The following is a 24614-nucleotide window of genomic DNA, read 5'->3' on the forward strand; positions in this document are numbered from 1 at the left end:
TATTTGATGTAGTGCCGCGCGCTGGCTAAGCAAGTTTTTCAATTCGCTCAAAAAACTTCTTGCTTTTGAAAAAATTATATCACTAAAGTGAAATTTGTTCAACAAAATTATTTGAATTTATTATGCAGAGTTTTCATGATATAGCATAGAATCATGAATCCCTCTGTTTTTTTCATGAAATAAATTGCACTTTTTCGAGCGTCAATTAGTATAAATGCACAAGATATCATGATATTTTGTCTACAACTGCGCCATTTTCCGTTAGACTCCCGTTCAGAATTTTGTCCATTTTCTTTCGGAGTTTCATGAATTTTGTTTACCATTTGTTTATTTTTTAACTTTTTGTGTGTTTCATTTAGATGAATTTTTTATGTTGTATTTGAGATCGTAGGCATATTTCTATCTTTTTCTCCCATTTCTTTCACGAATATGATATACTAGGGACACTTGGCAGAGCCATCGGAATGAATGTCCGCCGCACACGCACCCATGTAATCCGCCCGGATATTCCGTATGAATCAGATTCGTATTCTACATAATTCTTACAAATCTTCTCATCCTCCTTTGGTATCTGTCAGCTCTGTACATTTTATGAATCAGACCGAACGCTTATTACGAAAATGGAGGGAGTATTTTTTGGATCTCAAAGATATGCGGCTTTTTTTAGCCATTGCAGAAGAAAATAACCTGACGCGTGCCGCCCAGAAAAACGGTTACACGCAGTCGGCGGCAAGCCATATGCTGCGAAATATTGAAACAGAACTCGGGTTTTCCCTGTTTTCGCGTTCCCAGAGAGGACTTGCCCTGACGCGGAACGGCGAGGCTCTGCTTTCCCCGATCCGGCGGACGCTGGCGGCGGCGGAATATTTTGATCAGACAGCTGCCTCCATCCGGGGTGTCCAGACCGGGCACATCCGGATCGGCGCTTACTTAAGCGCTTCCGTCCAATGGCTGCCGCCCGCCCTCAAAAAGTTTCTTACCGATTACCCGGATATGACCGTTGAAGTGCTGGAGGGGTGTTCACAGGAGATTGAAGGATGGCTGGAAAATAGCTCCATCGATTTCGGCATCGTCGGCCCCCACCCGGACGGAAAGATGGACTGGCTTCCCCTGAAAAAAGAACCCTACCTGGCTGTCTGCGCGAACGATTCCCCTTATGCTGAATATGAGCGCTTTGACTTAAAGGATCTCCCCAAGGTTTCTTATATAGAAGAAAAAGGTGAAAATGACCTGCTGCGCCAGTTCCAGCAGCTCGGCATCACACCGCCAAAGCCGTCGTTTACCTCGCAGAACACCTACTCCATGCTCGCGATGGTCAGCCACAACCTGGGCGTCTGCATCCTGCCGGAGCTGGTCGTCCGTGATATTTCTAAAAATGTTGTCCGGCTGCCGCTCAATCCGCCGATGGAGCGCGTGCTCGGTGTCCGGATTCCGTCAGCCAAAAAAGCGTCCCCAGCTGCCAGCCTGCTGATCGCGCAGCTGCAGCGGACAGTGTTTGAGTTAGAAGGGCCACTTTTATAGTCAGATGCTTTTTAGAAACTTAAGATGAAAGTTTTGGGAAAAGAGGAGTCATTCGAATATGAATTTTCAATCAATGGAATATTTTGCCGCGGTTGCGAAAAACCGCAGCTTCACTAGGGCCGCCGATGCGCTGCATATTACCCAGCAGACATTAAGCGCCCATATCGCCGGAATCGAGCGGGAGCTTGGATGTCCGCTCCTAATCCGTCACATCCCGCTGGAGCTTACCTATGCGGGGGAGGTATTTCTGCGCTATGCAACGGAATTTAATACAAAATATGACTGTATGCTTCACGAATTTGGCGATATTTTAAATAACCAGACAGGAAAACTGCGGATCGGCATCGCATTCACGCGCGGACACGCCATCATGCCGGAGCTGATCGCCGCCTTTCAAAAGGAATATCCCGGCGTGGATGTGGAACTCGTCGAATCTTCCAACGATGTGCTGCAAAAATACCTGCTGGACGGCACAATTGATCTGGCGATCGCCAATTTTTCAGTTCGCATTCCCGGCATCATTCTGCGGGATTTCTATGAGGAAGAGATGGTTCTCATCGTCTCCACTGCCCTGCTGCAGAACATTTACGGCAAACAGACCGAAGCCATTATCCAGGAAGTCAGCCGCCATCACCGCTACTCCCTTCTGGCTCCATGTCCGTTTCTCCTAAACCGTGAACATGATCTAGTCGGACGCATCGGGCGGAATATCCTCGCGACAGACAACTTCGTCCCCTCGGTTCATGCCTGCTCTGACAACATCGCTACCCTGCTTGCCCTCTGCGCGATGGGAAAAGGTGCCTGCATCAGCCCAAAAAACCTCGCATTTTCTATTCTCAGCAAGGAACAGCTGGATACACTCCATGTCTTTACGCTCGGGGAAGAAGCGCGGTACCCGATCAAATTTGCGTGGCTGGAACAGAGCTATGAGTGGAATATGATTTCACGGTTTATTGAATCGTCGCTGAAATGCACTCATTAAAAACAGGGGAGACAGCCTCACACACACCGCTGTCTCCCCTGTTTATTCCCCAAATGGTCCCTGTGCGCCTCGGCGCACGCCTCTTATTCATCTACCAATGTAATCTGTACCCGTTTCCCCATCGCCGCTGCGATCTTTACCATAAAATCCAGCGACGGATTGTAGCTGCCGCTCTCGAAGCGGGTGATATTCGGCTGGGAAATCCCCGCCTTTCTGCCAAGCTCCGTCTGTGTCATGCCGTTTAACTTACGATTCTGCTTAAATCCCTCGATCGTCGCCTCCCGCGCCTCCTGCTGCCAGCGCTCCATCCACTGTCTGTATTCCGCATCCGTCTGAAACGTCTCCGGAATCCTGTTTGCGTTTTTCATTGTGCTACCTTCTCCTTTTCGAATCTGCTCTGCCGCGGCGCCACCCTCCCAAAGCCCGCCGCTGCCGTCCTCTATAGAATACCATCTTTCCACCCTATAAATCAAGGTATTTCCCTGTAACGGTTCACCGGCAGTTACTTTAGATCGCCTTTTCCCCTAAAACATACGATTCGCGCGCTCTGCCACTTGAAAGCAATGCCTCTCTTCTGGTATAATAGATGGACTTATGCAAACATCTGCCTGACCGCTTCCAATCGGCGGACTTCTAGATATTTGCGGCAAATCTTATATAATGTTTGAGGAGTTACAATTTCATGGAAAAAAGAGAATCTTTCAACAGTAAGTGGGGCTTCATCCTCGCCTGTATCGGCTCGGCGGTCGGTATGGGAAATCTCTGGATGTTTCCCACCCGCGTCTCCCTGTACGGCGGTGGCTCGTTCCTGATCCCGTACTTTATCTTCGTCGCCCTGATCGGCTCCACGGGTGTCATCGGGGAAATGTGCCTGGGACGCGGCACCCGCTCCGGTCCAATCGACGCGTTCGGCGCTGCCTGCGAGACACGCGGCAGGCGCAAACTGGGTGACGCGCTCGGTTTCATCCCGGCAGCCGGTTCCCTCGCGATGGCGATCGGCTATACCGTCGTCATGGGCTGGATCCTAAAATATGCCATCGGAGCCTTTACCGGTGCCACGCTTGCCCCGGCCGACACAGACGGTTTTGCCTCTGCTTTCGGCTCGATGGCGTCCGCATTTGGAAACAATGGCTGGCAGCTTGCCGCCCTCTTCTTCTGCATTCTGATTCTGATGTTCGGCGTCGGAAGCGGAATCGAGAACGCCAACAAGCTGATGATGCCGGTATTCTTCATCCTGTTTGTCTTTTTAGGCATCTACGTAGCATTCCAGCCGGGTGCGATGCAGGGTTACCGCTACATTTTCCGCATCGATCCTGAGATCCTCGCAGACCCAAAAACATGGATTTTCGCACTGGGGCAGGCATTTTTCTCCCTGTCCGTCGCCGGAAATGGAACCTTAATCTACGGTTCCTACCTCTCCGATGAGGAAAACATCCCGGCATCCGCCGCGCGGGTTGCCCTGTTTGATACGATCGCCGCGATTCTCGCCGCCCTCGTCATCATCCCGGCAATGGCAACCACCGGCGCAAAACTTGATCAGGGTGGTCCGGGACTTCTCTTCATCTACCTCCCGAACCTCATCCGCTCAATGCCGGGCGGTACGTTGATCGCGATTATTTTCTTCGTAGCCGTTCTCTTCGCCGGGATGACCTCCCTGCTCAATCTCTACGAAGCACCGATCGCCACCGTCCAGGAAAAACTCCACCTCGGCCGCGTCCCTGCCTGCGCAGTTATCGGTATCATCGGAGCTGCCGTCTCCCTGTTAATCCAGGGCATCGTCTCCGACTGGATGGACGTTCTCTCCATCTACATCTGCCCTCTCGGTGCCGGACTCGCCGGAATCATGTTCTTCTGGGTATTCGGAAAAGACTATGCAGAAACGCAGGTCAACAAAGGTCGCGAAAAGAAATTTTCAAAATGGTTTGTACCGGTGTGCCGCTATATTTATATTCCGGTATGTGTGCTGGTATTAATATTAGGCATCGCATTGGGCGGTATTGGATGATATGAAAAAGAATGTGCCTTGGCACATTCTCGCGGAGCGTTTTTTATTTCTTAGGACGCAATTTCCTATGAAATAAAAAAATGATTGACAAATCTCATTTCCGCGCTATAATAAGAACTATCATTTAAAACCCACAAAACAAGTAGGAAATATATTTTTATAATCGTTTATGAATTTTAAGGAAAGGAGGAAACCATCATGAGAACATCTTATTCAGTTATGTCTGCTATGTGTTGTTGTATGGAGTGTATGTGCTGCTGTTGCTGTGACACTCTTACTTTTGTTGTGCAGACAGATAACTGGATGATATCTTCATGAGGTTTTTCTCATCTTGCTTTCACTGGAAAGTGATAGATACAATCCAATTTAGGAGGTCTGGACAACCAGACCTCCTTTTTTGTACCCATTTATATTTCAGTATGCAAAATTAAATATTTATATTGCATTTAGATATATCATTCGTATAAAAAACGCGACACATACAGAAGTCATTTTTCAGGAATTATCCCTTAAAAATGTGCTTCCCCAGATAAACAAAGTTAAAGGAGACCAGAAATGATTCGATTTGAACATTTAAGTAAAACATTCCAGACGAAAGACGGTGCATTTGAAGCACTGAAGGATGTGTCCTTCGAAATCGAAAAGGGCGATATCTACGGCGTCATCGGTTATAGCGGTGCCGGAAAATCCACCCTGATCCGAATGGTAAACGCCCTGGAAAGACCGACTTCCGGAAAGATTTTCGTCGAAGATAAGGACATTGGAAGCCTGAGTGCAAAAGAGCTTCGCAGCCTCCGAAAGGGAATCGGAATGATTTTCCAGCAGTTCAACCTCCTGGAATCCAAGACAATTTACGACAACGTCGCGATTGCCCTGAAACTAAACGGCACCCCCAAAAAAGACATCGAAGCGCGTGTGAATGAGCTGCTGGAGTTCGTCGAACTTTCCGATAAGAAGTCCTACTATCCGGGACAGCTCTCCGGCGGACAGAAACAGCGCGTCGGTATCGCAAGGGCACTTGCAAATAATCCGTCGATTCTTCTCTGCGATGAGGCGACCAGCGCCCTCGACCCGAAAACGACCGATTCCATTCTCGATTTGCTAAAGAAGATTAATGAAACTCTTCATATTACAATTGTGATTATCACACATGAGATGAATGTCATCCAGAAAATCTGTAATAAAGTCGCCGTCATGGATTTCGGTAAAGTCGTAGAAACGGGCTCTGTCATTCAGGTTTTCTCAGACCCGCAGTCCGATATCGCCAAACGGTTTGTCGGCAATCTCATCCACGACGTTATTCCGGAACCGCTCGTCGAGAGCATCCGCCGAGAAACGCGGAACAGCCGCCTGCTCCGCATCAAGCTGGAAAATACAGACAGCACCGAGCCGCTTCTCTGGGATATCAATCGGCGGTTTGAGGTGGAAACCAACATTCTCTACTCCACCATCAACGTTATTCAGGGCATAGTTGTCGGCATCATGCTCGTTCTCTTCATCGGAAGCGACGAGGAAATCAAAAAAGCCGAGCGCTACATTCTCGAATCAAACGAAGAATATAAGGAGGTTGTATTACCATGATTCAGCAGTATTTAGGCATTTCGCCGGACAAACTCATCAAGGCCGGTTGGGAAACCCTGTATATGGTCGGTTTTTCCCTGATTATCGGTTCCATCGTCGGATTTTTCATCGCCATTGTCTTATGGCTGACCCGCAAAGGCGGGCTCAAGGAAAATCCATTGCTTTACACGATTTTAAACGGTTTCATCAACATCATCCGAAGCACACCGTTTATCATCCTTCTGGTATGTGTAATGCCCTTTACGAAAATCATCGTCGGCACCCGGATCGGTACCAGGGCGGCTATCGTGCCATTAGTTATCTATACCGCCCCATTTTTAGCAAGACTTCTTGAGACATCGCTTCTGGAAGTCGGCGGCGGCATCATCGAGGCAGCCCAGTCGATGGGAGCGACCACGTTCCAGATTATCGTTCATTTTGTGCTTCCAGAAGCATTTGCTTCGGTTATCCTGGCTCTGACAACCGGCACCATCGCCCTCATCGGAGCAACTGCGATGGCCGGCTACATCGGAGGCGGCGGCATCGGAAACATCGCCCTGACCTACGGCTATCAGACCTTTAACTTCCCGCTGATGTTTGCGACCGTTTTCATCCTGATTGCATTTGTCTGGATCATCCAGAGTCTGGGAAACCGGCTGTCACAGAAGAGACGGACACATCAGTAAACCAAATCATATCATAAAAGCTATTAAATTATTTTATATCCAAAATAACAAAACGAAAAAAGGAGAACCCCATTATGAAAAACGTAAAAGCCTATGTAAGAACCACCCTGACCGCCGGTCTGATCCTCGCAGCTGCTGTTCTGGGAGGCTGCTCAAAGAGTGATGCTGGAAGCTCCGCTGCTGATACTGCCGCTGCTTCTTCCGGCACCGAATCTGCTGCTTCCGCCGATGCTTCCAATTCTAATAAGAAGGAGCTCAAATACGGAAAAGCTGCCGGTCCGTACACTGTCTTATTTGAGGATGCCATCAAACCAATTCTGGAAAAAGAGGGCTATACACTCACCGAGGTTGATTTCTCTGACCTTCTCCAGAATGACCTTGCTTTAAATGACGGCGAGATCGATTTCAATGTAGAGCAGCATACCGCTTATGCCGAAAATTTCAACGAAGCCCAGAAGGGTAACCTGGTCCCGATTTCCCCGATTCCGACCGTTCCGGCTGCCATCTTTTCTGCCACCGAAACCTCTCTGGACGCCATTCAAGACGGTGCCAAAGTAGCCGTTCCGGACGATGCCGCCAACACAGCCCGCGCTTATGTACTCTTACAGAAAGCCGGATGGATCACTTTAAACCCGGATGTAGATCTCTCCACTGTCACCCAGGCAGATATCACGGAAAACCCGTACAACATCGAATTTACCGAAATGAACTCCACTAATATTCCAGCTGTTTTAGATGACTTTGATTATGCGGTTATCACCGGAAGTATTGTATACAATGCAGGAATCGATCCATCCACTGCCCTTCTTCAGGAAGACATTCTGCCGCATCTGATTCTGCAGGTCGTTGTAAAAGAGGAAAATAAAGATGCTCAGTGGGCAAAAGATATCGTTGCTGCTTACCACTCCGATGAATTCAAAGAATATTTAGACAAGAATAACAATGGTTTATGGTTTGTTCCGGAGGAACTGTTTAACTAATAGGAAACAGCATCGGAAGGCACCAGCAGGAAACAGGAGGATTTCACATGGCTCTCATTTTAGATAAAACCGAACAGAAAATTGTCGATATCATCGACGCACACCGCAACGAGATCATTGCATTCGCCAAAGATATCTACACCCATGCAGAGCTGGGTTATAAAGAATACAGAACTGCAGAAAAATTTGCTTCTTTCATGAAAAATCTGGGGCTTGAGACAACGGAAGGATTGGCTGTCACCGGTGTCAAAGCCTACTTAAATGAAGAAGAGAAAAAGAATGTAAGTCTGGCCCTCATCGGGGAACTGGATGCGCTCCGCATCCCGGAACATAAATATGCCAATCCGGAGACTCAGGGAGCTCACTGCTGCGGACATCATGCCCAGCTGGCCGGTGTCATCGGTGCAGCCCTGGCTCTGACCAATGAAGATGTTAAAAAAGAGCTGGACGGACAGGTTGTATTCTTCGCCGTACCGGCAGAGGAATATGGTGAGATTGAATTCAAGAACTCCCTGACCGCCCAGGGAAAAATCAAATATGGCGGCGGAAAATGTGAACTCATCCGCATCGGTGCTTTTGATGATATCGACCTGGATATCGTCCACCACACCGGTGACAAGGATATCAGTGTGGGTTCCCACTCCAACAATGGTTTCGTCTCCAAGGTCATTCGTTATAAAGGACTGGCTGCCCACGCAGCCGGTACCCCGCATCTGGGAGTCAATGCATTAAATGCAGCTTCCCTCGGACTTTCTGCCCTGGCTTACCAGCGCGAAACCTTCCGGGATGATGACCATGTCCGAATCCATCCCATTATCACAAAAGGCGGAAATCTCGTCAATGTAGTACCGGATGAGGTGGTAATCGAAACTCTGGTACGTGCCGCCAACAAGGATGCCATCGCCGATGCTGCTGCCAAAACAGACCGTGCCTTCAAGGCAGGTGCCATCGCCGTCGGTGCTTCCTGCGAAATCACCACTATGCCCGGATACCTTCCGGCTCTGAGTGAAAAAGCCGATGAATCAGTCCTGGCAGCCGCTGAGATTGCCGCACAAACCAGTGAAAAAGATTACCAGATCGTCCAGGAAGATACCCACGCCTACAGCGGCGGCTCCACCGATGTGGGGGATGTACAGCATCTGCAGCCGGTCCTTACCTTCAACACCGGCGGTAAGGTAAGCGGTCTCCACTCCGTTGATTTCGATATCGTAGACGATGAGCTTGCCTATGTGGTCACTGCAAAAATCTTCGCCCTCTCCGCTTACCGCCTGCTTCGGGACGGGGCTGTGAAAGCAAAAGAGATTGTAGCGAATTATCAGCCCATCTTTACCAAAGAGGAGTATATCAAATATATGGATTCCTTTATCAAGACGGAAACGTATTCATAATGGATTTCATTATTTGCTAAATTTCTAATATTTTATAGAAAAGACAGGAGATATTGTTTATTGCAACACGTCCTGTCTTTTCCTCCCTCACAAAATATCCTTTTCTTCTAGTATTTCTGGATATAAATCCAATATTTTATATGTAAATAGCAACCTTTCTACAATATCTGCCGTATAGTTTGAAATTCCTGATAAGTCATTAAATTTTCTTAATCTATATTCCATTGTATTTCGATGAATTCCCAATTTCTGTGCAGCTGCTGTTACACTAGCAAGTTCTAAAGCAATTCTTTTAGAATATGCGAATGAAGTACCATATTTGTGGTCATATCTAAATACCTCTAGTAATTCAGGCATACAAAAGTATTGGATATGTCCTTCCCTTCCAATCTTCTTTATAGCACAATACATAATATAATCTTGATAATGAATCAGGCTTTTATTAAAATGCAGACTTTTTTCAAGTCCTATAACCATTAATAGTTGATTAAGAATATATGCAAAATCTGTAATTTTATGGAATTGATTGCTGCATACTGCTAGCAAATCATATTTTTCCAGAAATGCTTCCAACACATTCAAGCATATTCCAACCTCTTTTGTATCAAAAAATAAAATCAGTTTTCTATTGACTTCAAGAATAATGGCTTCAGGGAAAATCAGCGACAAATGATTTCTATATGACATCATCATTCGTGACTCTGCCTTTCTGGTTTTATCAGAAATAGCAATTATATAGTAATGATCATGAAGCATCCACGAAAAACCTTCTGCCCGTTTTTTGAACTCTGCTTCTGAGTATTTTGCATCCTGAATTAATTCTTGCAATAGATTTTCACTTCGTGTTGTATTAGGTAAAATATTTTCTTTTTCAAGAAATAGTTGAAGTGCTCCACACAAAAAATTCATAATTTCGATATCACTATCTTTGAACGGATGATTATAAGCCACCGTTAAAAACCAGCCAAAATATCTTCGATTTACAATCAATCGGCAAATTAAACGTTCTCTTTTTTTGGGTGATTTCAAAAGAAACGTCTGCGGTGTATTTTTTATTTGCTCCAGAACGTTAGCGTAATCGTATTTTTGAAATAGTTCACTTGTCACATATCCCATTCGAAATACACTATTTAATATCTCGTCATCTGCAGCCATTACTTCATTTGCCGAATGTACCAATAATCTTGTTGTAAAATCTTGTAATAAAATAGGATTTCCAAGGATACTAGCAGCAACATCCAATAAATCCTTTATAGACGTACAATCAAACAAAGCACGACTGATCGCCAATTCTGCCTCCAAGATACGACTTTCCAAATTTAATTTCGATAAAAGTGCTGTAAACACTTCTCCCGGAGCATCACTCTGATATATTATATAATTCTCTGGTTTCTGCATATCAATAAAATCATTCAAATTTCCTAAAAGAATAAATATAGATGGGGCTTCCAGACAGCCATCTCCTACCTCTAACAATACCGGAGCTGTTACCACATAAATAATATTTTTTGTGAATGCTACAGACGTCAATGAAAGATTACAGACTTGGCAAATGTTCTGAGACTTATCTTTTATGTGAATTTCTTCTATATTCTCAGCTGATAATGCCTCTATCAAAACGGAAAGCTTCATATTTTCTCACCTACTTCTACAATTAGCAAAGAGGCACTACAAGCGCAGCACCTCTCTAGTTCCAGTTTTAATTGTCTTTATCTTAAACCATTTCTCCTGATTTGTATACCTGAATCAAGCAATCCGTATATGCTTTCAAATTAGTATATGGATTTTCTCCCAAAAGCACTAAATCAGCAATCTTACCTGGCTCAATCGTTCCAATTTCTTCTGACATCCCTAATACTTCTGCCGATGTTAACGTTGCAGAAGAAATAATCTTTTCTGGAGGCATTCCATAATCCTGCATAACTAGCATTTCCTTAAATGCAGATGGCTGTGAACCAAAACACGGAGAACCCGCATCCGTTCCTAATGCAATCTTCACCCCTTTTTCCATTGCTCTCGCAAAAGTGCTTTTCTGCTGTCTTGTTACAAGAGCAGAACGTTCCACCATAAAATCACTTAACACACCCTTGTTTTCCGATAATATTTTATAAATAGCCAATGTTGGAACCAAAGTTAGTCCTTTTTCTTTCATCATGTCTAAATACTCATCCGGAATGTCCGGTCCATGTTCAATCGTATCAATTCCTGCCTTGATACATTCAATAATTCCTTCCTGCGAAACTGCATGAACAGCAACCTTCATATGAAGACGATGTGCTTCATGAACAATAAATTTAAGCTGATCTAAATCGTACATGCTTGGTCCAACATCTTCCAGTCCAGCTGCACCACCAGTATCCATAATTTTAATCCACTGGCAACGGATTCCTTTTTTTACAAACAAAGTCTTTTTTTCCCGTATTGCATACAAAAGTTCATCTTTCGTATTTGCAATCGTTCCAATTGATGGAACATGTCCATATATACTCTGAATTGCAGAACCGCATGGAATAACTCTCGAACCTTTAATCCATCCCTTTTCAACTGCAAACGCCGTTTCAATTGATAAATCCTTAGGACTTCCTACTTCTCGTATGGTTGTAACTCCCTTTTTTAAAGAATTTTCAACATTATGTACACTTCTCAAAAAAGCTTGATATGGACCGTACATTTCATCCATATCTTCTGAAATAGCGCTTCCGTCCCATGTACTATGCACATGCATATCAATAATTCCTGGTGATAAATATTTTCCTTCACCGTCTACCACCTGATCCGCAGAACTCTTAATATCTCTTCCTATTTTCTCTATTCTTTCATTTTTGATCCAAACATCCACATCTGAAAGTATCTGCTGATTTCGAACATCAACTACATTCACATGTTTAAATAATAAAGTGCTCATAAATCCTTCACCTCCATTTTTATTCCTGTTTTATAATACCTGTTTTATACATGAATCTGGCAATAATAATTGTAAGCGCTATTCCTCCTAACAATACCCACTGAAGATCAATTTTTAATACTAGTATTCCTAATAAACAAAGAACAACTGAAACAACTGAAACCTTGAATTCTTTTAAAAGCCATAGTCCAGCTAAAGCACCAAATATTGCAGGAACGACATTACTAAATGCCGGAGCAAGAACTGCAGAATTTAACACTGGGGTCAATGGCTGCATCAAAACGATTCCCAATGCAATAATTACCGTTGTCGTGATACTGGATACTGCCACTGCCACAACTGATACAGCATTTGCTTTTTCACTTCCAGCTTCTATACCAGCTATACTCATTGCTGACAACGCACAAGGAATTTTCTGATTCTGCAGATTTCCGGTAATATAAGTCAAATAAAGGCTTCCTGGTCCTAAAATAGGTGGAAAAGCAATCATTTCACTTAAAACATACGAAGCCATCAAAATCCACATTGTTAAAACTCCTGGCCATATTATTTTAAAATCCGGCCATATTCCAGAACGTACTGAAGCAAAAAACGGAAATGCGCAGATTGCAATCAACATTGCCCATCCATATAATCTTCCATCATGATGCATTTTCTTTTCAAAATCAGTCATTAGACTTCACTCCTTTCCTAATTATGCTAAGAGCGGTGTTATAATCATTGATAATACTAATCCAAATAAAATTGTTAACGGAAAAGCATAATCTTTCAACCATTTTAGTGCTGGATTTTTCGCTGCCAAATTACATACATATGAAAACAGAAAACATCCAATAATAACCAGACTCGGAACAATTCCTTTCTTTCCACTATTAATTGCAAACGCAGCAATTACTGTAACTAATGCACAAAGACTGAAAATACCAATCCAACGGCTATCCTTTTTTCGGAAAACATCATAGGTTTTACAAACTGGTTTTAAAACCACTAAGACAATTGGCAATGCAACTGAACATCCTAATGTCATCGACCATGCAGCATTAATCCATGCCTCGATCGTCATTGTCGTCGATGTAAACTCAACTCCCATTGCTTCTGCTGCCATTGTTGCTGAAATTAATTCATTATTTGCTGAGCCTATAACAGAAGTCCTAAGCCACGGCAATGCTACACCAAGAACTGGAACCATTACGATTACGCTAAGCACAATCGGGATAGATGGAACCAAACTGATTCCAATGCAATTAATAACAATTTTTTTTAGCTCTTCCTTGCTTACTCCCAACCTTTCTGCTTCTTTCCAACCATTTTTCAAAAAAATGATACAGACAATGGTAACTAAAACCAAAACAACGGCAACAAAGATTGTAAAACTAGCATTGTTTACAAATTTCTGATAATCCATTCCCATTCCTCCTTGCTGTAAATATTTTCTTGTTGCAATTATTTTATAAAACCTTGTATTATTTTTCATTGTGCTCAGTGTACAAATCTATAATCGCATTTTTGTCTGTATGTTTAATGTATTTGTCGTTTTTAACAAGATTTTCAGTCTTTTCCGGCATCATATGACTAAAATAAGGCGAGAAGTGCTTCTCGTCACTGCACTTCTCGCCTCATTTACAATTGTATATTCAAAAACACCTTAAGCATTTTTCTATTCATTCACCGTTGATTTTTACAGCACCTTCCGTCCATTTACTGTCAGCTTAAAGGTCGTTCCCAGTATCTCCGCCGACTTCCGGCAAAGCATCATTCTTCCCAGGAAAATCTCAAAATAATCATACATGGAACATATCTTTTCATCTACCTGAAGATTCAGGGCAATAACTGAACGATCCTTTTCAATCTTAAGTTTGGACTCTGTTACCGCATAATTCACACGGTCGTGGATATCAAAAGTGGCTCTCTCTTTTTCACGAACACGGCTTCTTCGTACATCCGTCTTATCAGCGATAATCAGAGCTGCGGATATTACATCCTCCGGACTTCCGATGTGCGGCAGTCTCACCGTAGACACCGGCTCCGTGGGAACAGAAGACCGAGCCGCTTGGGTTTGCCAAATCCGCATCCGGATCATAACCGGCTGCTTCGATGACCTCTTCCTCATTATGGCAGGGTCCATATCCATCCAGGGTACAGACAAGCTGTCCTAAGCCGCTGGTATAAACCGTTACTTCTGTCTGATATCCATCCAAGGATGAAGCCGGTGCACGACCGGTAAGTATCGCCTGTCCATCCTCCAGAACCGGTCCTTCAAAAACCGCAAACCGGCGTTCCAGATCCGTCATTGCACGTCCTACCATCTTGTCCGGTATCGTCAGATGAAATGCATAAAATGGCTCCAAAAGCATCGAATGTGCCTGCATCAGGCCATGACGGATAGCCCGGTAAACCGACTGACGGAAATCCCCGCCATTCAAGATATTCACAGGCAATTTTACTACCTGTTATGATACCATGAATGGCGGGGATTGTAAAATTTTATCATCGGTTGATGAAATTCAGTACCACCACAAGCAGCAGCATATGAACCGGATAAAATGCATAACAAAGATACTGGAATGGTCTACTGTGGTAGCCCTGTCTGCCGCGGTACAGCCAGATGGGGATCAATGCCAGAAGCGCAAGCCCCTGCTGGCACAGTTCAAATTCCATGCCAAATAGCTGAACCGGATACATCAGACCGCCCAGCAGTTCCACATTCAGCCAGTATAGGGCAGCCAGCTGTCCCAAGAAGCACCACCATTTCCGCCCATGGAGGAAATAGAACACAAATACCGTCAGAACACCGACTCCGTAGTAATCCACCATGCAAAGAGTTCCCAGTACCAGACCTGCCAGCACAACCAAAACGCACACCAGCAGATACATCCAGGTTTTTCCTTTTTTCCGTACCTGTTCCATAAGCCAGATACCTAAAAGGCCCAACAGGAATGTCCAGAGGACATTCTGGTGAACCGGATAAAACCAGGTACCGCCGTACATCAAATCAAAGGGAATTTCTGAAAGCACTGCAAACAGCAGCATCCGAAGGATGTACTTTTTAAAGCTTCTGGTGTGGAAGTACCCCTCCACCGCCATAAAAGCGAAGATAGGAAATGCCACTCTTCCGGCACAGGTAAGCCACTCCCTAGCAGGAAGAAGCGTCGCCCAAAGGTGATCCATCAGCATAAGCGTCATGGCGATGATATGCAGTGCCGCCGCACTGATATCAAAACGTTTCAAGGTGGATTCATTGATTCTGTTTGTCAACACAAATTTACTCCTTTGGGTCTATTTTTATGATAAAACGATATTTCTAAGCTTATCTAAGTCATCCTTATCCGGATGTGAAAGCGCCCGTTCAAAATTTTCAATCAGAACATCCAGATTCGCCGGATACTCCGGCTGTTCCTTCAGCTTTACATAGTGATCTCTCACTGCCATCGGCATTTTACCCTGGCACATATATTCACCAATTACCGTGTTACTGGAATCTATCGACTGTTTCACATTTGTAAGGATCCTCCGGTAATAGGCCTCATCGACACCAAAACCAGCAGTTCCAAACAGGAAAATCTTTTTATTTCTCAAGGACGCAAGGAGTTTAAGGGAATCTCCGTCTGCATTTCCCTTATCGGTCCAGAAGCCAACATAAAGAACCTCCGAAGATGGTTCCTCCCCCTTCGCTTCTCCAAAATAATCACATGTTTCCGCTGGCAGCACCTCGTGAATCTGATCGGCCAGCTTTCTTGTATTTCCAGTTAAACTGCTGAATATAATTGAATATCTTTTTTCCATATCTTGTCTCCTGCCGTATGTATTTCTATTTCACCACGTTAAGGAGTTACCTTACCCTATCTTTATATCAAAACATGCCCGGCAGTTTCGCCGCCAGGAATAATCCAGCACCAAATGAGATCAGATTGGCCACAAAGGAATACAGGATATAATATGCATCCTCCTTTTTCTTTTCTGATATCCTCTTAAGAATTGTGCAATACAACACTGCCTCCAGAGCAAATACAATCAGCTCAAAAAGTACATAGAAAAATGTAAATGCAAGAGGGCCGGAATTATAATTAATCACATTGAGCAGCACATTTAAGATAATCTGCGTAATAATGTTGACAACAGCCAGAATCAACAGCTGTTTTTTCTGTCTGAAACCAAACAGCAGCGCCACCAGCATTTCGATTAAAATAGTAAGGACGATCCTTGCTCCAAGAGCCAGCATCTCCTGCCGGTAATTATACGAACGGTAGGCCTCAATCCGCTCATTGGTACTCAAATCATCATTGTATTCCACCGAACCGATATCCACACCATCCATATCCACTGTATAATACGTATCAAATGCATAACGAGCATAAATTCCACTGGATACAAAGGTTTCCGTTTCCGGATAATACAGAAGAATCTTAAAATCACCCGGCGGATAATAGGTCCATGCAAGCTCTTTGCTTTCACTTACCTTCCAGCTCCGCTGCAGAAAATAGTATCCATCCGGATCCTTGTAATTCACAAAGATCTCCCAGATACCAGGATCCATGTACTCTTTCTGGGCACTCTCCGTTCTTCCATCCCAGGCACTTGCCGGACCAGTAGATTTCTCCTTCGACAGCAAAGTTCCATAACAGAGCTCATCCCCCATATGCTCAAACTGAATCCGAACAGAGGCCTTTGGTCCCATATCGGCATTGACTGTCATCGGAAATGCTGAAACTGCCATTATCATACACAAAAGCATTATAAAAACAAGACTGTATTTTCTATTTTTCATACCAAAAGCCTCCCTTCAGATATTTTTATTCTGGTGAAGAATCTCATCGGCATTCTTGCTGCAAAATACTACATCCGATGGGAATCATCTTCCATCTTGTAAACAAACAGGCGGTTCATCCCCTCCTGCCATGGGTATTCAAATTCCAGACGATTCCCAATTCATCACATATTCTTTTTCTCTTGTGAATTCGTCCATCTCTTCACTCTGAATAGTAAATCCTTCTCGTTGATAAAAAGACATTGCCCTGACATTCTTCTGATATACCTTTAACTGTAATTTGTCTTTTTTATCCTTGATGTAATCCAACAACATTTTACCTATGCCACATGACTGCATTTCGTCAGAAACAAAAATACCTTCTATGTATTCATCACTTACTCCTATAAAGCCTTGAATCATTTTATCATCTTCATACACATAAACTTCCGCCTGTGGCAGCATTTCCTTCACGAATTCATAATTACTTATCCAGTATTGTTCAGGAATAAAAAAATGTGCTTTCAGATTAGTTTTCAACCATATATCAGCGACTCTATTTATATCTACCTTCTGCAACTTTCTAATCATAACGATTATTCTCCATCCAACCTGATTATAACACGATTAACTCATTACGATTTACCTATCTGTACTCAACAATTTCTTCGAAAGGTTTCCTTGGTCTTTTAGCCGGAGCTTCATTGGCAAATCCAATCGCAACAATTCCTGTCAATTGGCTGTCTGTTCCGATAAAATCCATCAGCTCATTATAGGCAAAACAAGTATTGGCAATCCATAAGGTACCCAATCCATATCCCGTTGCTGTCAGAATCATATTTTCAATCGCCGCACCTATGGACAGTGAATCACATATTTCAACAATTCGCTTTTCATTTTCAATGCTTGCAAATGGAGTATGCTGGTTGGTATTAAGCACTGCTATAAGGCATGGGGCCTCCTGCATGATTCTAACGGTATTCTCAGCATCCGGTATGGCAAATGCCCATTCCGGCATAAGTTCATGGGTCATTTTTTCTGAATTTATACCATGACGCATGACATCAACCAGTTTATCTTTTTCTTTCCCCTGATATACAATAAATTTCCAAGGCTGTCTGTTTTTAGCAGATGGTGCAAGGGAAGCACTGTATATGATCTCGTCAATTAACTTCCTTTCGATCTCATCTGGCTTATATTTTCTTATACTTCTTCTATTCTCAATTTCACGTATCATAGATTTCTCTCTCCTTTAGAACCTTGCCCTCAAGACTCATCTTCTCCTATGATTTCCAACCTATCCATCCCAACATGACATTTCAGGAAAAGCACCTCAACACCTGCTGCCTTTGCCTCGTGAAGTGCAGCGCCAAATTCGGGATGCGTTTCCGTATTCGGCCTGACTTCACTAATGCCTTCCATTTGAATCACAAATGCTATCAAACATTTATATCCTTGTCCGCACGCAGCTGCAAGTTCCTTTAAATGCTTAACTCCTCTTTCCGTCGGGGCATCTGGAAAATATCCAACTCCGTCTATCTCAAGGGTGCAGCCTTTGACTTCCATTAGATATTTTTGCTTTCCTTTTTCCATATAGAAATCCAGCCGGCTATTTCCAAAGGTATACTCTGGTTTAATAGAATCATACCCCTGTGTCATCAGCCATTCTTTTACCACTTTATTCGGTGCCTGAGAATCAATGTTAACCCATATCTTATTCTTCTTAACTGCAATCAAATCATAGCGAGTCTTTCGATTTGGATTCTTTTCTATGCAATCTTCCAAAATCACTTCCGCCCCCCGCAGCAGTAATTCACGACAACGTCCCGTATTCTTTACATGAACCGATTCTACCGCTTCCGAGCCATCAATCTTTACCCGCGCAATAAAACGATTGGGACGTTCTATGAAAATTGCTTTCACTATCTTATCATATTTCATGTGACGTTTCCTATTATATGTACTGAAACATTCATTTTACACGATTGGATTCACTGGCAGCGGCCTGTGCTTTGCAGTATAATAATCACAATCAATTCGAATAAAACTAAAAGCGGAGGCATCGCTTCCATGTTTGTCGGAACCTTTGCTACGATTGCCTGGGAAGTTATGGGACATCCGTTCGGTCTGGCAACCATCCTGGTTGCAGTTCCGGTTTCTTTCCTTACCCTGATCGTTGTCTCCTTACTGACCCAGAAAGAAAATCAGGCGGCTGCCTAAAAGATGGCCTTTACTGATAGAAAAGAATTTTATAGTAAAACCGATTGGTTCAGATGGGCTGCCGTGCCAATGTACGGCAGCCCATCTGGCATCATTCTATCAGCCCTTTCGCTACCTCTTTCAGTTTCTTAGCCGACTCCACCAGCTTCTCCGCCTCTTCCTCACTCAATGCAATCGGCACATGCGTCTCCACACCCCCGATTCCCACGATCGCCGGCATACTCAGAGTGATATCTTCGATGCCGTACTCCCCGTGCATCATCGCAGACACCGGCAGAATCGAGCGCTCATTGCGGACGATACACTCGCAGATGCGTTTTACCGACATTGCAATTCCGTAATACGTCGCCTGTTTTTTCGAAATAATTTCGTACGCACTGTTTTTGACCTTCTCCGCGATCGCGTCCATCGCCGCATCGTGGTTAAAATGTCCGCGCATCTCGCAGAAATCGTTCAGCGGAATGCCCGATACATTCGTACTGCTCCACGCCGCGATCTCGCTGTCCCCGTGCTCACCGATGATAAACGAATGTACACTCCGGCTGTCCACGCCCAGGTGTTCGCCCAGCGCATATTTAAGCCGTGCCGTGTCAAGCACCGTACCCGAACCGAGCACCCGGTTCTCCGGCAGCCCGCTCAGTTTCAATGCCACATACGTCAAAATATCTACCGGATTCGATACGATCAGCAGAATCCCGCCAAAATCGCGTTTTACAATCTCCGGGATGATACTCTGATAAATTGCCGTATTCTTCTGCACCAGATCAAGCCGCGTCTCCCCCGGCTTCTGGTTCGCCCCCGCTGTGATAATGATGATCGCCGCGTCCGCCGCGTCGTCATACGTGCCCGCGTAGATCTTCATCTGCCCTGCAAACGGAATCCCGTGCGCGATATCCTTCGCCTCGCCGTCCGCCTTTTCCATATTTACATCTAACAGAACCAGCTCGGAAAATAACCGGCTCTGCATCAGTGTAAATGCCGTTGCTGAACCCACAAATCCGCACCCGATGACTGCCGCTTTTCTTGGATTTACCTCTCTGCTCATACGCTCATTTCTCCTTTTTTCTCCGGCTTATACTACATGTCCATGTTTCTAGCATCCGATCTCTGCATATGGACAAGCATACCTCTAGTCTCTCCTGCCATTCATATGTATTGTGCCGCTTACAAGAAGGAGTATACATGCTTTGGGACATTTTTTCAGTTGTTTAAACAACGAAAATAGAAACTACAACACTTTCTGATCATCCGACGACAATGTGAGCTACCAGCAAAGAGGAGTTCCCATCATGTATTTTTCCGTACAGTCCCGCTGCTTCGATCCTGCCGAAATCTATTTATGGTCCGCAAAAAGGCGCTTCCAGGGAAGATATCGTAAACATGGATCGCTGGATGCAGGCCTCCGCCCGGAAGAATCTGAGCGATACGGTGGAACAGGTGATGCGGGTGGTTCGGCGGTTTTCGTAAAAATCGGAAACAAAGAATGTGCTGATATAAGAAAAACCGGAGAGGAACTTTGATCATTCATTCTCTCCGATTTTTTTCAACTTTCCTTGTATATTAGCTATTATACATTCACTTTTTTCGAAATCATTTCCATATATTTTCGAATATGCATCCTTCTAATTTTTATTTAGAGAGCGCATTCTCCGCCGCATCCAGCCCCTCATATCCATACGCCTTCACTTCCGCCTCCATCGTCAGAAGTGCCAGACTCTTTCCTTCCTTTTTCAGTTCATTGATAAACTGCCAGTACGTATGCAGAGTGCTGTCCGAGTAAGTCCGCAGTTCTCCAAGCAGGTACGTCTGGAAGGAAGTATCATACAGCGTATCTTCAGAACTGTAGAGAAGCCGGTTTCCAGACGCCAGCACCGGATATTTCGCCTGGTACTCTTCCATCCAGGCAAGCTGCTGTTTCACGATCGCATCACTCCACTGTTCGCCCGCCAGCGTCGGATCAATCAGAAAATGATGCAGTTTCTTAAACTGCTCCGGTGCGGTGCTCGCCATCATCCACGCATATTTCTCCATTACCAGATTGCGCCCCTGCTCATGGGCGCGGTCCATATCCGCCTGCACGCAGTCTATGAGTTCCTCTGTCCACGGTGCAAAATGGCTTCGTCGCATGATAAAAAATGTCTCCGGATCGTCCTGACAAGAAGCACGTCCGCCCTCGTTATTGACTTTCTGAAAATCTTCCCACTCCATCTGAATCAGTTTCTCTATTTTCTCCTGTTTCGTCATACGCTGTCCTCCCTTTCGCTTGCCAGATCCCTTCCAAATCAATTTCCTGCATCTTTTCTTTCAGTTACAGTCCATGCGCGTTCCCATTTTGATGTGTCTATCCGCGGCTTATCCTTCCATCACATGACATTTTTTCAGCTCCGGATCCTGAATCCGTTTCATGATCTCCCACGTATGCGCTTCCAGAAATGCATCCCGGCTGTCAGTCAGTCCCTGTTTTCGCAGTTCCTCAACCACCGCCTGACAGATTTCCTCGATCCGACCCACACGCGGATCTAACTGGTTTACATAAGGATTCCATCCCGGGGGAAACGGCGGCTTCCACATCTCGCTCGTATCTCCCATCACCGAAAGCTCCCGGATTTTTTCCGCCACCTCCGGCAGAATCTGAAAGTTTTCCATTCCCCGGAACATCCACTTATAGTAAGGCATATACGTCCGGTTTAGTAAATAGACCATCGAAATCGCCTGCCGCACAAATTCATCGAGCGCCAGCATCGCCGCAACCGTATCGCCCCGCCGCATACAGCGGCCATAATTATACTGTCCCGACTGCGCCATTTTCGCTGCCCGCGCCGCGATCTTCTTGATCCGGACATCCTCCGGATAATACTTCCGGATCGCCTCGCGGATCGCAGAAAATTCTCCCAGTCCATCCTCAAATACTGCCCCGCCCACGACTGCCGCCAGCTTATCTTCCGGCAGATGCAGCCAGCGCATCAGGCTCTTTGGCGGCTGTTCCATCCCGATAAAACGGCTGTAAAATGCCTCTATCTCAAACACACCGACACGTCCGCCGCCCCGCGCACTTGTGAGGCGTGCCGGAACACCTGCAAACTCCCCTGGCAAACGGTCATAGGCATCCTGAAGCGCATTTCCGTACTGGTTATAATCTTCCGCCGAAAACCACAGACAGAAACCCGCCCCGAAATCGTGATCCTGCGATATCGCATCGTCAAATCCCAGACATTCCGAACCTTCGCCCACCAGTCCCGCCGCCAATCGCGGCAGAAGCTCTGGAAAATCCCGCTCCAGCATCGGACGCCCGACTTCTTCATAATATCGTTTTGCCAGTTCTAGTCCCTGCATCTAATCCCCCTACCTGATTTTATGGTTTTTTCTATTTCTACGTTTTCTCTATTTTCAGTATCTTTTTTTCATGCGCGTTTCTTGCACGCTTTTTATCAAATCTTCCATCTGAAAACTTTTCAAAAAACGCTTTTTTCTTGTCCTGTCTCAGAATTTCGCATCCTTGAACTGACAGCTCGCACAGTGGCTCGGGTTTCCGCCCTTGTCTTCCTTCTTGTCTGCAGCTCCGGTAATGCCTTTTTCTTCCTTTTCTTTTTTGATCATCTCCAGATTCTGGCGGATCACCGCGCACGCATCGCTCTCGCCAAACCGGGACTGCGTTACCATCAGCGCTTTTTCCAGCAGCCCGATCGCCTGATCATAATTGCCGCGCCGCCATGCCAGCTCCCCGGCTGCTGCCAGCGCCGAACCAAAGTGTCCCGACTGCACGCCCTCCGGGGACGCATAAAAGGTCAGGCTTTCCTTTAACTCCTCGTCTGCCTCATCCAGCCGTCCCAGCGCCATCAAGGATAGCGCCCGGTTGACATGGGTCGTTGCCACCTCCGCCTCGCTGTTCTCCATCTTTTTAATTAGTTCCAGCGCCTTATCCAGCGATTCCAGCGCCTTTTCATGTTCCTCCTGTTCCTGATAAATCTGGCTGATATTATTGTAGAGACTTGCCATCTCATAGCCATCCGTTTTTCCAAGATTCTTAAAAATCGCTTCCGCCTCCCGGTACTGGGAAAGCGCTTTCTCCACATCTCCTGCCATCCGGCGCGCGGTTGCCGCATTTAAAAGTGTCGTTCCATGGTGGATCGAACCATCCAGTCCCATCCCCGCAATCAGGGACAGCGCCATATCCGCCATATCGACTGCCTGTGCAACCCGTCCGGTATTCCGGTAGAGTCCTTCCATCTCATTGCACATCATCAGGCAAAGGCTTTTGTTCCCTGAATCCAGCCCTTCCTTCATCCAGCCCATCATTTTCTCTTCCGCTTCGTCCAGTTTTCCCTGCGCATAAAGGCGATCCAGTTCCTGAAACATCTGCTGTGTATCCATTTTTATCCCTCTTTCTTTCCCTTCTTTATTCTTGTTTCTGTTATTTTTTTCATTAATGTGCCTTGGCACCTTTGACACAAAAAGAGATACCGCAAAACCTTTTTCCCATCCCTCTGCTCCCCATCTTCTTATTTCTGACAGGTCAGTGCACGGATTCTGTGGTTTTGCGGTATCCACTATCTGTTCTCAAACCTTGTAAAATCTATCTCTTTCTCAATAATGCTTTCTATGCCGCCATGCAGCACCCGCATTCGGATCGCGTTTCATTTCAACGATCCGGCTTTTACAAATCCTGTATTCATCAAACGAAGCAACTTCCGATCGCCGCATCACCCCATCGGCGAATATCCAAACGTATTTACCAGCGCATCAATCTTCTTTCCTGCCTTGCAGAGCGGGCAGTCACGGTAATCTGAATACGTATAATCCGGTAAATCCTTCTTGCCAAAGACTGACTTGATCGGCACACCATCCAGCGAATCCATCGCACTGAAAATCGCCGATGCGCCCTGTAAGATACCACCGTAATACTGGATGCTCTCAACTGCCTTATTTAAGGTACGTCCCGTCGTCACGGATGCCATCAGGATCATCACATGTTTATCGCGGATCATCGGAATCAGGTTGTCACGGAAAATGATCTGGCTGTTGTTGTTAAACTCCGGGCTGATTACATAGATAGATTTGTGCGCGTTCGTCGAGAGAAAACCGCCCTTTGCCAGCTCCTCCGCCAGAAAAGCACCGATAACTTCCGTGCCCTCCATGCAGACAATCGTGTCGATCACGGTGTCATACAGATACATGCCAACCAGCGCCTGTGCAACTTCCTCCGCCTCTTTCGTTCTCGCTTTCAGGGTCGTCACATCAATGTAATAATTGATATGTGCATGGTTTGTTGCGAAATGTCCTGGCCGAATCTTTAACGGTACTGTCGCTCCAGTTGTGTAGATCTTTGTATAACTTTTCTCCATAAAAACGCCCCCTTCTCCATCTAAATAGGTGTTCATAAATGTTTGAAACTGCTTCTAAAAGTTCCATGTTCACAGTCACTTCCATCCATGGATTGATACCCTTATTATACTAGAAAATGTGGCGTTTAACAAGATAAAATCTGTCATCATATGTATATTTTTTTATTTTTCTGTCTTTTCTCCAGGCATTTTTTTCTCACAAACAGAACACACACCCGATACTAAGACTGTGAACTACTCGGTAACTAAGTTACCAGAGCATCTGAAATCTGGCGGGATAC

Annotated in this window: 27 protein-coding genes; 9 read left to right on the top strand and 18 right to left on the bottom strand. The window is 45.1% G+C overall.

Annotation, left to right across the window (positions count from 1 at the left end):
* Nucleotides 1-636: 636 nt before the first annotated feature.
* Nucleotides 637-1521 carry a LysR family transcriptional regulator gene (locus DW739_RS09125; protein ID WP_181357188.1) on the top strand — a complete coding sequence of 295 codons (885 nt, stop codon included), beginning with the start codon at nt 637-639 and terminating at the stop codon, nt 1519-1521.
* A 58-nt stretch (nt 1522-1579) separates the two neighbouring features.
* The gene (locus tag DW739_RS09130; RefSeq protein WP_118468310.1) at nt 1580-2503 is read left to right on the top strand and encodes a LysR family transcriptional regulator; all 924 of its coding nucleotides are present in this window, start codon (nt 1580-1582) and stop codon (nt 2501-2503) included.
* A gap of 83 nt (nt 2504-2586) precedes the next feature.
* Here the strand turns inward: DW739_RS09130 and DW739_RS09135 are convergent, their stop codons facing one another.
* Nucleotides 2587-2871, bottom strand: coding sequence for a helix-turn-helix transcriptional regulator (locus tag DW739_RS09135; RefSeq protein WP_022360005.1), 285 nt, complete (start codon nt 2869-2871; stop codon nt 2587-2589).
* Nucleotides 2872-3185: 314 nt separating this feature from the next.
* Between DW739_RS09135 and DW739_RS09140 the strand changes: the two genes are divergently transcribed.
* From DW739_RS09140 to DW739_RS09160, 5 genes are all read left to right on the top strand, one after another.
* Nucleotides 3186-4508, top strand: coding sequence for a sodium-dependent transporter (locus tag DW739_RS09140; RefSeq protein WP_022360004.1), 1323 nt, complete (start codon nt 3186-3188; stop codon nt 4506-4508).
* 555 nt (nt 4509-5063) lie between these two features.
* The gene (locus DW739_RS09145; RefSeq protein WP_107000613.1) at nt 5064-6089 is read left to right on the top strand and encodes an ATP-binding cassette domain-containing protein; all 1026 of its coding nucleotides are present in this window, start codon (nt 5064-5066) and stop codon (nt 6087-6089) included.
* A complete protein-coding gene (locus DW739_RS09150) occupies nt 6086-6754 on the top strand; it encodes a methionine ABC transporter permease (protein WP_022360002.1) in 669 nt (222 codons plus the stop codon). Before DW739_RS09145 ends, DW739_RS09150 begins: the two co-directional genes overlap by 4 nt.
* Before the next feature lie 74 nt (nt 6755-6828).
* Entirely contained in the window at nt 6829-7734 is a 906-nt protein-coding gene (locus DW739_RS09155) for a MetQ/NlpA family ABC transporter substrate-binding protein (protein ID WP_118742926.1), read from the top strand.
* A 47-nt stretch (nt 7735-7781) separates the two neighbouring features.
* The gene (locus DW739_RS09160) at nt 7782-9122 is read left to right on the top strand and encodes an amidohydrolase (protein WP_118742927.1); all 1341 of its coding nucleotides are present in this window, start codon (nt 7782-7784) and stop codon (nt 9120-9122) included.
* Nucleotides 9123-9209: 87 nt separating this feature from the next.
* Here the strand turns inward: DW739_RS09160 and DW739_RS09165 are convergent, their stop codons facing one another.
* From DW739_RS09165 to sfsA, 12 genes are all read right to left on the bottom strand, one after another.
* Entirely contained in the window at nt 9210-10754 is a 1545-nt protein-coding gene (locus DW739_RS09165; protein ID WP_118742928.1) for a PucR family transcriptional regulator, read from the bottom strand.
* An 82-nt stretch (nt 10755-10836) separates the two neighbouring features.
* Nucleotides 10837-12027, bottom strand: coding sequence for an amidohydrolase family protein (locus DW739_RS09170; protein WP_118742929.1), 1191 nt, complete (start codon nt 12025-12027; stop codon nt 10837-10839).
* 19 nt (nt 12028-12046) lie between these two features.
* Complete coding sequence (locus tag DW739_RS09175; RefSeq protein WP_107000619.1) at nt 12047-12700, bottom strand: hypothetical protein; 654 nt, start codon at nt 12698-12700, stop codon at nt 12047-12049.
* A 21-nt stretch (nt 12701-12721) separates the two neighbouring features.
* Nucleotides 12722-13432: a DUF5058 family protein gene (locus DW739_RS09180; RefSeq protein WP_181357189.1), complete on the bottom strand. Its 711-nt coding sequence runs from the start codon at nt 13430-13432 to the stop codon at nt 12722-12724.
* A gap of 273 nt (nt 13433-13705) precedes the next feature.
* Nucleotides 13706-14038, bottom strand: a complete 333-nt coding sequence (locus DW739_RS09185) for a hypothetical protein (protein ID WP_347560696.1) — start codon at nt 14036-14038, stop codon at nt 13706-13708.
* On the bottom strand, nt 13977-14459 hold the full coding sequence (locus DW739_RS09190) for a hypothetical protein (RefSeq protein ID WP_347560695.1): 483 nt from the start codon (nt 14457-14459) through the stop codon (nt 13977-13979). The genes DW739_RS09185 and DW739_RS09190 overlap by 62 nt, the downstream gene beginning before the upstream one ends.
* A 55-nt stretch (nt 14460-14514) precedes the next feature.
* Nucleotides 14515-15282: a TraX family protein gene (locus DW739_RS09195; protein ID WP_243023755.1), complete on the bottom strand. Its 768-nt coding sequence runs from the start codon at nt 15280-15282 to the stop codon at nt 14515-14517.
* Between the two features lie 27 nt (nt 15283-15309).
* Nucleotides 15310-15810, bottom strand: a complete 501-nt coding sequence (bilS, locus tag DW739_RS09200) for a flavodoxin family protein BilS (RefSeq protein WP_107000621.1) — start codon at nt 15808-15810, stop codon at nt 15310-15312.
* Nucleotides 15811-15877: 67 nt separating this feature from the next.
* Entirely contained in the window at nt 15878-16792 is a 915-nt protein-coding gene (locus DW739_RS09205; protein WP_243023756.1) for a hypothetical protein, read from the bottom strand.
* 138 nt (nt 16793-16930) lie between these two features.
* The gene (locus DW739_RS09210; RefSeq protein WP_118468320.1) at nt 16931-17362 is read right to left on the bottom strand and encodes an N-acetyltransferase; all 432 of its coding nucleotides are present in this window, start codon (nt 17360-17362) and stop codon (nt 16931-16933) included.
* A 55-nt stretch (nt 17363-17417) separates the two neighbouring features.
* Entirely contained in the window at nt 17418-18008 is a 591-nt protein-coding gene (locus DW739_RS09215) for a nitroreductase family protein (protein WP_107000623.1), read from the bottom strand.
* Nucleotides 18009-18037: 29 nt separating this feature from the next.
* Nucleotides 18038-18712 carry a DNA/RNA nuclease SfsA gene (gene sfsA / locus DW739_RS09220; protein WP_118629090.1) on the bottom strand — a complete coding sequence of 225 codons (675 nt, stop codon included), beginning with the start codon at nt 18710-18712 and terminating at the stop codon, nt 18038-18040.
* A gap of 129 nt (nt 18713-18841) precedes the next feature.
* On the opposite strand from sfsA, the gene DW739_RS14905 reads away from it, so the two are divergent.
* Complete coding sequence (locus DW739_RS14905) at nt 18842-18991, top strand: hypothetical protein (protein ID WP_182427966.1); 150 nt, start codon at nt 18842-18844, stop codon at nt 18989-18991.
* 91 nt (nt 18992-19082) lie between these two features.
* Here DW739_RS14905 and DW739_RS09230 read toward each other — a convergent pair whose 3' ends face one another.
* The gene (locus DW739_RS09230; RefSeq protein WP_022359991.1) at nt 19083-20036 is read right to left on the bottom strand and encodes an L-lactate dehydrogenase; all 954 of its coding nucleotides are present in this window, start codon (nt 20034-20036) and stop codon (nt 19083-19085) included.
* 244 nt (nt 20037-20280) lie between these two features.
* Between DW739_RS09230 and DW739_RS09235 the strand changes: the two genes are divergently transcribed.
* The gene (locus tag DW739_RS09235; protein ID WP_118570547.1) at nt 20281-20511 is read left to right on the top strand and encodes a hypothetical protein; all 231 of its coding nucleotides are present in this window, start codon (nt 20281-20283) and stop codon (nt 20509-20511) included.
* Between the two features lie 109 nt (nt 20512-20620).
* Here DW739_RS09235 and DW739_RS09240 read toward each other — a convergent pair whose 3' ends face one another.
* From DW739_RS09240 to DW739_RS09255, 4 genes are all read right to left on the bottom strand, one after another.
* The gene (locus DW739_RS09240) at nt 20621-21235 is read right to left on the bottom strand and encodes a DUF4125 family protein (protein ID WP_118742930.1); all 615 of its coding nucleotides are present in this window, start codon (nt 21233-21235) and stop codon (nt 20621-20623) included.
* A gap of 108 nt (nt 21236-21343) precedes the next feature.
* Nucleotides 21344-22324, bottom strand: coding sequence for a DUF4037 domain-containing protein (locus DW739_RS09245; RefSeq protein WP_118652498.1), 981 nt, complete (start codon nt 22322-22324; stop codon nt 21344-21346).
* Between the two features lie 147 nt (nt 22325-22471).
* On the bottom strand, nt 22472-23362 hold the full coding sequence (locus DW739_RS09250) for a tetratricopeptide repeat protein (RefSeq protein ID WP_022359976.1): 891 nt from the start codon (nt 23360-23362) through the stop codon (nt 22472-22474).
* Nucleotides 23363-23691: 329 nt separating this feature from the next.
* Nucleotides 23692-24333 carry a hypothetical protein gene (locus DW739_RS09255; protein ID WP_022359975.1) on the bottom strand — a complete coding sequence of 214 codons (642 nt, stop codon included), beginning with the start codon at nt 24331-24333 and terminating at the stop codon, nt 23692-23694.
* Nucleotides 24334-24614 lie beyond the last annotated feature (281 nt).

Origin of the sequence: Clostridium sp. AM28-20LB (assembly GCF_003480665.1) — a bacterium.
Taxonomy (GTDB): Bacteria; Bacillota; Clostridia; order Lachnospirales; family Lachnospiraceae; genus Otoolea; species Otoolea fessa.